We start from the raw sequence: 9,076 nt of genomic DNA on the forward strand, positions 1-9,076 counted from the left end.
AATTTCAGTATAGTGGATAAATGTAAACTTTGTCGGAACTTGAATTACTTTGAATTTGTTATTAGATACGTTACTGTTCTTTATCCTTTTCATCGCTAGTTATCTTTATGGAAACTCAGTTACCTATCTCAATAAAAGTAAATAGTTTACTTACAGAAAAATTCACGACGTTAAACTCCATTGCTAATCGATTAGAATCACAGCTAAATTTTCAAACCATGACTGCAGGATGGTATGGCGATGAAGAAAACATACTTTCGCTTTACTTTTCAATTGAAACAGCTGAAAGTTTTCGAGAGATCAGTTCCAATTATCCGGCGATAAAAGATGAACTTGCTGATGATGTTTTGTATGCCACAGAGCAAAACAATCAATTTCAAACCTGTTTCGTTGCAATAACTGAGATTGAACATCATTTGCTTGATGAACATCCCAAATTAATGGCAGGATTGTTAGAGAAAAAATTATATAAAGTATTAAACATGATCGCGAAAAAATTAAAATTTAATGAGCTTTAAATCACTTATTCACGACTTATTTTTCTGTAAAATGTGAATCTCTATATTGCTTCGGAGACATGCCAACTATTTTTTTAAATAATCGTGAAAAATAGTAGGGATCTGCATAGCCCAGTGACTCAGCAATATGCTTTATTGAATCATTTTTATTGTCAAGTTCGTTACAGGCATATTGCATCTTCATATTAATGAAATGTTGTATGGGTGAGGTATCAGTTAACTCTTTAAATTTTTTTGAAAAATGAAACTTCGAAAGTTGGCTATAATGAGCCAGTGTATCCAAACTTAAGTCTTGATGGATATTATTGCGCATTAAGCTCTCAACAGCCTCAATATCAAAGTGACTATTTTGATTAAAAGCTGTCAGTCTTAATTGTAAGGCAAGAGAGCTTAATGCTTGTTGTAATAAATGCACACCATGGATGACATTGGTAGCGGTATATCCTCGAGTGCCTAGTGCCAGTAAATTATCAAAATCTTCAACAATATTCGCTAATAAGCCTACATGGGCTAATCCATCATCCATTTTCATCAAAAGCCTTTCAGCAAAATCATCTGCTAACTTGCCGGTGAAGTTTATCCAATAAAAGCTATTTTCTTTTTGTGATTTTACTGCGGTATTTGTTGAGAACGTAAAAGCTTGATGTGGACAACATATGACTAAATCGCCTCGTTTAACTTCTCGTTTTTTACTTTTGTGGTCTAATATTCCACTACCTGATTGGCAATAAATTAAACTGTGATGATGCGCATTATTTTGTTTTATATTGAGTTTATTATGACTGGTTGATTTTCCCAGAGCCAAAGGATAAAGCCCTGCTGTAAGTGGATGTAGTTTAAGTTTCTTCAACAAAAACAATGGAATTACCAAGCGAATATGATCATTTTGATCTTGGTGAATAATTGTTGACTTGATGATTGGTGTACTAGTAGCCATTTACTTCGTTATTTAAAAAGTAATCAATAACAATATAGTCCATTAAATTAACAATAAAATCAATTTTAACGTGGTTTGTAGTGTGTTCAAATATGACTAATGTAAATATTTTTGACAAGAAAACACTAAATATAAGATCTAGTTGCTTTATCTATTACCTAATTTACGCGCTAGTAATTAATAAATAACACCAAAAGTGAGTTTGTTATGACGACCGAACGTTACCAATTAAAGAATAAAATTAGAATTGTTACCGCAGCTTCGCTGTTTGATGGCCATGACGCGGCGATTAATATTATGCGTAGAATTTTGCAATCAAGTGGTGCTGAAGTTATTCATCTTGGTCATGATAGAAGTGTTGAAGAAGTAGTTAATACTGCGATTCAAGAAGATGCGAATGCGATTGCCATGACTTCATACCAAGGTGGCCATAACGAATATTTCAAGTATATGTATGACCTTTTAAAAGAACGAGGCTGTGAACATATTCGTATCGTTGGTGGTGGCGGTGGCGTTATTTTACCTGAAGAGATTGCCATGTTGCATGATTATGGTATCACCCGTATTTACTCTCCTGATGACGGTCGTGAATTAGGTTTATTAGGCATGATAGATGACATGCTTGAACGTTGTGATTTTAAAACAGGCACCAATGTTAAAAAAGAAGATGTGGCCAATCTTAAAAAGAATGATAAACAAGCCATCGCACGTTTAATTTCAGCTGCAGAAAACGCGCCAGAAGAAAATAAAGCAGCACTTGATAAAATTCGTAAAATTTCTACTGCGAGTAAAACGCCTGTACTTGGTATTACCGGAACCGGCGGCGCAGGTAAGTCTTCATTAGTGGATGAATTAATTCGACGCTTCTTAATGGCAACGCCTGACAGCAAAATCGCAATTGTTTCAGTTGATCCTTCAAAACGTAAAACCGGCGGCGCATTATTGGGTGATCGTATTCGGATGAATGCCGTCAATAATGATCGTGTTTACATGCGTTCATTAGCGACACGACAGTCGAACTTAGCTTTATCGGTATATGTCAACGACACCTTAGAGATTTTAAAAGCGACGGATTTTGATTTAATTATTTTAGAAACCTCTGGTATCGGCCAGTCAGATACAGAAATAGAAGAACATTCAGATGTATCTTTATATGTGATGACGCCAGAATATGGTGCGGCAACGCAATTAGAAAAGATCGATATGCTCGATTTTGCCGATATTATTGCGTTAAACAAATTTGATAAGCGTGGTGCTTTAGACGCATTACGTGACGTGAAAAAACAATACAAACGTAATCGTGGCATGTTCGAAGCAGGCGATGATGAGGTACCAGTATTTGGCACCATAGCTTCACAATTTAACGATCGTGGTATGACAGAGCTTTATAATGCGGTGATCACTGAGTTAAACCATAAAGCTGGATTAACGGTTGGTGATGTTTTATCAATAGATGGCACTTTGGCTAACAAAAGTAGTGTTATTCCTGGTAGCCGCATTCGTTATTTGTCTGAAATTTCTGAAAATAACCGTGGTTACGATGCTTGGGTTGAAAAGCAAACTCAGGTGGCTCAAAAGCTTTATGGTATTCATCAAGCGATTGAAACGGCGAAAGAATCAGACACAGATGTTTCAGAACAGCTTATTCATCAACTTGAAACCTTATACGCCAAGGTTGAATTAGACCTAGATCCTAAAAATAAACTATTGCTGGAAGAGTGGGCAAATAAGGTTCAGCGATATAAAAATCCAGAATTTAAATTTAAAGTACGTAATAAAGAACTTTCTATCGAAACCCATGCAAAATCGTTGTCTGATACTAATATCCCGAAAATTAGTATGCCTAAATACCAAGGTTGGGGAGATATCTTAAAGTGGAGTTTACAAGAAAATGTGCCGGGTGAGTTTCCTTATACGGCAGGATTGTTTCCTTTTAAACGTGAAGGTGAAGATCCTACGAGAATGTTTGCTGGTGAAGGCGGCCCAGAACGTACTAACCGTCGTTTTCATTATGTATCAAAAGGCATGCCGGCAAAACGGTTATCAACCGCATTCGACTCGGTAACGTTATACGGTAATGACCCTGCTATTCGTCCTGATATTTATGGAAAAATCGGAAATGCCGGTGTGTCTATATGTTGTTTAGATGACGCGAAAAAACTGTATTCAGGTTTTGATTTAGCAGATGCTATGACTTCGGTATCTATGACCATTAACGGGCCGGCGCCGATGTTGTTAGGTTTCTTTTTAAATGCGGCGATTGATCAACAATGTGAACGTTATATTACTGAGCATGGTTTAGAAAAAGAAACTCAGGCGTTGATCACTAAAATTTATAAAGATAAAGGCTGTGAACGTCCTACTTATCAAGGCGAATTACCGGAAGGAAATGACGGCCTAGGTTTAATGCTGTTAGGAGTTACAGGCGATCAAGTTCTACCCTCAGCAATATATCAAGAGATCAAAGCTAAAACTTTAACGCAAGTGCGAGGCACAGTTCAGGCGGATATTTTAAAAGAAGATCAAGCGCAAAATACTTGTATTTTTTCTACAGAGTTTGCCTTGCGTTTAATGGGTGACGTTCAAGAATACTTTATCGAAAAAGGCGTACGTAATTTCTATTCAGTCTCTATTTCTGGATACCATATTGCTGAAGCAGGTGCGAACCCTATCACGCAATTAGCGCTTACGTTAGCTAATGGCTTTACGTTTGTAGAATACTATTTAAGCCGTGGTATGGACATTAACGAATTTGGACCAAATTTATCTTTTTTCTTTTCAAATGGTATCGACCCTGAATATGCGGTTATTGGTCGTGTTGCCCGTCGTATTTGGTCAAAAGCGATGAAAAACAAATATGGCGCGAATGCTCGTGCGCAAATGTTGAAATATCATATTCAAACCTCCGGACGCTCGTTACATGCACAAGAAATTGATTTCAATGATATTCGTACAACGTTACAAGCACTTTATGCCATCAATGATAACTGTAATTCTTTGCATACCAATGCGTACGATGAAGCGATCACAACACCAACTGAAGACAGTGTTCGTCGCGCCATGGCAATTCAATTGATCATTAACCGCGAATTAGGTTTATCTAAAAATGAAAATCCAATTCAAGGGGCTTTCATTATAGAAGAATTAACCGATTTAGTTGAAGAAGCTGTATTGACGGAATTCGACAGAATTAACGAACGTGGTGGTGTGCTTGGTGCGATGGAAACTATGTATCAGCGCGGAAAAATTCAAGAAGAAAGTCTTCATTACGAACACTTAAAACATTCTGGCGAATATCCGATTATAGGTGTGAATACTTTCTTAAGCTCAAAAGGCTCTCCAACGGTTGTTCCTGATGAAGTAATACGAGCGACAGAGGAAGAAAAAAATTATCAAATTGATATGTTAGCAAGTTTACATAAAGCCAATGAAGCCGAAACAACTGTATTATTAAAGCGTTTACAAACGGCGGCAATTAATCATGAAAATATTTTTGAATTAATGATGGACGCTTGTAAAGTCTGTTCTCTTGGACAAATTGTTAACTCATTATTTGAAGCGGGCGGTCAGTACCGTCGTAATATGTAATTAGTGGACTATTAATCAAATAATTCACGCTAAAACATAATTAAGCATGTTTTAATTAATTTTAGCGTGAGTCATGAACAAAATGTTAATGTTGGTTCTAGGACTAAAGTCGACTATCTGTGTTGCTTTTGGCAGGTTATGTTAGTTGGCAATTTCAATCTATTTGAGAGCAAGAATATGACCCCATCGATAAAAAACATGCCACAAAAATTTACGGCCTTTCGTATTCATCAAAATATTAATGGTGATAACAAAACGATAACTAGCGGCTTTGAAAAAATAAATCTGGATGATTTAACTGAAGGCGAAGTGGTTATCAAAGTTGCTTACTCTGATATTAATTATAAAGATGCGCTAGCGGCTACAGGTAAAGGGCGGATCTTACGTACTTATCCGCTTGTTGGCGGTATTGATTTATCGGGGGTTGTTGTAACGTCAAGTGATAGTCGATTTACACAAGGCGATAAAGTACTGGTTTGTGGTGCACAGCTTTCCGAATTATATGATGGTGGTTACAGTGAATATGCCCGAGTAAAAGCTAATTCTGTGGTGAACTTACCTAAGGAGATAAGTTTGCGTGACGCAATGGCGCTTGGTACAGCAGGTTACACTGCGGCAATAGCCATTCAACGCATGGAAGATAATGGCCAAAAGCCAGAGTTTGGTCCTATTCTTGTTACCGGTGCGACAGGTGGTGTCGGCAGTTTTGCGATCAATATGCTGGCTGAACTTGGTTACGAAGTCGTGGCCTTTACGGGTAAAACAGAGCAAAAAGACTATTTAACATCGCTGGGGGCATCACGTTTATTAAATCGTCATGATGTGGAAATGGGGACGAAACCACTTGAAAGTATTCAGTGGGGAGGCGCTGTTGATAATGTCGGCGGTGAAACACTATCATGGCTAACTCGTACCACAAATATTTGGGGCAATATTGCCTCTATCGGTTTAGCGGGGGGGATAAAGTTAGATTCCACCGTAATGCCATTTATTTTACGAGGGGTTAGTTTACTAGGGATTAACTCGGTAGAAATGCCGACATCTGTTCGTACTAAAGCGTGGCAACGTTTAGCAACTGATTTAAAACCTAGCAAACTTGATGTGATCTCGCCAACAACGATCGCGTTTTCTGATTTACCGAATGCTTTTGATGCTTATGTTCAAGGAAGTGTCACAGGAAGAACCGTTGTTGCTATTGATGATACGCTTGCATAAGTTATTTAATATTGAATTCATAGAGAAGATGATAGGTAAAACATGATAAAGCCTTCGAATGAATTACCTGTAATTTTAACCGAGCATATTGTAGACAACGGGATAAAAATTGCTTTTGCTACGTTAAATGCGGGTAAAAGTTTAAATGCCCTTAGTTTACCTATGATTGATTTATTGCTGCCGCAATTAAAAGCTTGGTTAGCTGATGATGCCGTTGCTGTTATTGTTTTTCAAGGCTCTGGAGATAAAGCCTTTTGTGCCGGTGGAGACGTGGTAAGTGTTTATCGTGACCTTATTACTAAACATAAAAATAACGCAAGAAACACCTTAAACGATGATGAAATTTCAGCGTGTTTAGGTGTGGAGTTTTTCACTAAAGAATATCAGTTAGATCAACTCATTCACAATGCAAGCAAACCGATAGTAATGTTAGCGAACGGTTACGTTATGGGAGGCGGCATAGGTTTAGTTGCAGGGGCAAGTCATCGTATTGTTACCGAAAAAACAGTGATGGCAATGCCAGAAATCACCATTGGCTTATATCCAGATGTCGGCGCAAGTTGGTTTTTAAATCAAATGCCAAAAGGTGTTGGCTTATTTCTCGGTTTAACGGGCATGACTTTTAATGGCGCGGATGCAAAGCGATTAAAACTGGCTGACTATGTTATTGATAGTGAGCATATTGATGTTTTAGTCAATGCTCTTTTTCAGCTTGAATTAACGATGAATGAAGGTGATAACCATCAACGAGTTTCGGCATTGTTGAATAGCTATAGTGTGCAAAGTAAAGTGCAGAATGTTGGCTTAATTGATAATGAAATAAGGAAGATACAAAAGGTTACCGCTTATGATAATGTCGTTGATATATACCACGCGATTGTCAACGAAAAAACAAGCAGTGCTTGGTTTAACAAGGCTCAGCAAAAGCTAAGCCAAGGTAGTCCATTAAGTGCACATATTATTTACCAGCAATTAAAGAATTGTCAGACGTTAACATTAGCACAATGTTTTGAAAAAGAGTTTAATTTGTCTATTCGCTGTTGTCAGTTTTCTGAATTTACCGAAGGTGTAAGAGCACTATTGGTGGATAAAGACAAACAGCCTAATTGGTTATATAAAAATATAGAGACGGTTGATAATCAGCAAGTAGCATGGTTTTTTACGTCAATTGAAAAATAAATTTAGCCATCAATAATCTTTAATCATTGAAGGTTATTTAAACCGATAAAACAATAAAGTCTGATTTAACAAAAAAAATTAGGCAAAAAATTTAAGAAAAAGGGTAAAGTAAGTTATGAATCTTAACGATAAAACAATTGTTATCACTGGTGGTGGTCAAGGCCTTGGCAGAGCGATGGCAATCAACTTAGCAGAGCAAGGTGCTAAACTTGCTTTGATCGATTTAAATGAAGAATTATTAAAAGAAACTGTTAGCCTTGTAGAAGCAACAGGCTCATCGGCAAAATACTATTTAGCCAATGTAACCATTGAGCAAGACGTAGAAACAACGTTCTCACAAATCAACAAGGACTTTAATGGTATTGATGGCTTGATTAATAATGCAGGGATCCTTCGTGACGGAATGTTCGTCAAAGCAAAAGATGGCGTTGTAACTAAGAAAATGTCATTAGATCAGTTTCAATCAGTTATCGATGTTAATTTGTCGGGAGTTTTCTTATGTGGTCGGGAAGCTGCTGTTCATATGATCGAATCTGGCAAAAAAGGCGTGATTATAAACATGTCCTCTATTGCTCGCGGTGGTAATATGGGACAAACGAATTATGCTGCTTCAAAAGCAGGTGTTGTTGCTATGACAGTAACTTGGGCTCGAGAATTAGGTCGTCATGGTATACGTGTTGGTGCAATTGCCCCAGGCGTTATCAGAACTGCGATGACTGATGCGATGAAACCAGAAATGCGTGACCGTTTAGAGAAAATGAAACCAGTAGGGCGTTTAGGTGAAGCGGATGAAATTGCTCATACGGTAAAATATATCTTTGAGAATGAATTTTTTACCGGCCGTGTTGTAGAAATTGACGGTGGATTATGTATGTAATTCTATTGTTTTGTAACGTTAGTTTTAGACATTACATCAATAGTTAATATCATAAAAAGCGAGTTTTACTCGCTTTTTTCTATTATCCTTACAAAAACAGACAATTTATATAAATATGAATAAAGCTTTATTTTTAGACCGAGACGGCATTATTAATGTTGATCACGGCTATGTTTATCAAAAAGAAAACTTTGAATTTACGGATGGTATTTTCGAATTATGCATAGAAGCCAGTAATAAAGGGTACAAGTTAATTGTCATCACTAATCAGTCCGGTATTGGCCGTGGTAAATATACGGTTGACCAATTTAAAGAGTTAACACATTGGATGACTGATCAATTTAAAGCAAAAAACATTGATATTGATGATGTTTACTTTTGCCCTCATCATCCGACAAAAGGGATAAATGAGTATTTAAAAGTTTGCGAATGTCGTAAGCCTAAGCCAGGTTTGATTTTAAAAGCAGCAAAGAAATATGATATAGATTTAAAGCACAGTGTATTTATTGGCGATAAAGGCTCAGATATGGAGGCCGCAGCAGCTGCAGGAATAAATAATCGTATTTTATTAGCCAGTCAATATGATGATAACTCACATGTAAAAGCCCAATATATTGAAAAAATCACTCAAGCGTGCTCACTTATTAAGTAAATTGTTTACTTAATAATCGAACAGTTCGAAATCTTTAATTAATCTTCAAAAAAGGCTTGACCTGAGCGCAGAAATCCCTAAAATGCGCTCCACTTCTTCAGGGAGACCTG

At 37.0% G+C, this 9,076-nt stretch carries 7 protein-coding genes; 6 read left to right on the forward strand and 1 reads right to left on the reverse strand.

Annotation, left to right across the window (positions count from 1 at the left end; translation table 11 throughout):
* The first annotated feature begins 107 nt into the window (after positions 1-107).
* The gene (locus tag RM573_RS13345; protein WP_311582943.1) at positions 108-518 is read left to right on the forward strand and encodes a hypothetical protein; all 411 of its coding nucleotides are present in this window, start codon (positions 108-110) and stop codon (positions 516-518) included.
* Between the two features lie 16 nt (positions 519-534).
* Here the strand turns inward: RM573_RS13345 and RM573_RS13350 are convergent, their stop codons facing one another.
* Positions 535-1,455 carry an AraC family transcriptional regulator gene (locus tag RM573_RS13350; RefSeq protein ID WP_311582945.1) on the reverse strand — a complete coding sequence of 307 codons (921 nt, stop codon included), beginning with the start codon at positions 1,453-1,455 and terminating at the stop codon, positions 535-537.
* A 207-nt stretch (positions 1,456-1,662) separates the two neighbouring features.
* On the opposite strand from RM573_RS13350, the gene RM573_RS13355 reads away from it, so the two are divergent.
* The 5 genes from RM573_RS13355 to gmhB all read left to right on the forward strand — a co-directional run bounded on the left by RM573_RS13355 (position 1,663) and on the right by gmhB (position 8,966).
* Entirely contained in the window at positions 1,663-5,043 is a 3,381-nt protein-coding gene (locus RM573_RS13355) for a methylmalonyl-CoA mutase family protein (RefSeq protein ID WP_311582947.1), read from the forward strand.
* A gap of 177 nt (positions 5,044-5,220) precedes the next feature.
* Complete coding sequence (locus tag RM573_RS13360; protein WP_311582952.1) at positions 5,221-6,258, forward strand: oxidoreductase; 1,038 nt, start codon at positions 5,221-5,223, stop codon at positions 6,256-6,258.
* Between the two features lie 42 nt (positions 6,259-6,300).
* A complete protein-coding gene (locus RM573_RS13365) occupies positions 6,301-7,437 on the forward strand; it encodes an enoyl-CoA hydratase/isomerase family protein (protein ID WP_311582956.1) in 1,137 nt (378 codons plus the stop codon).
* 115 nt (positions 7,438-7,552) lie between these two features.
* Positions 7,553-8,314 (forward strand): SDR family oxidoreductase, encoded by a 762-nt coding sequence (locus RM573_RS13370; RefSeq protein WP_311582959.1) that lies wholly within the window; start codon positions 7,553-7,555, stop codon positions 8,312-8,314.
* Positions 8,315-8,429: 115 nt separating this feature from the next.
* Positions 8,430-8,966 carry a D-glycero-beta-D-manno-heptose 1,7-bisphosphate 7-phosphatase gene (gmhB, locus tag RM573_RS13375; protein ID WP_311582962.1) on the forward strand — a complete coding sequence of 179 codons (537 nt, stop codon included), beginning with the start codon at positions 8,430-8,432 and terminating at the stop codon, positions 8,964-8,966.
* Positions 8,967-9,076: the final 110 nt, after the last annotated feature.

It is taken from the genome of Thalassotalea castellviae (genome assembly GCF_031846185.1).
Taxonomy (GTDB): Bacteria; Pseudomonadota; Gammaproteobacteria; order Enterobacterales; family Alteromonadaceae; genus Thalassotalea_H; species Thalassotalea_H castellviae.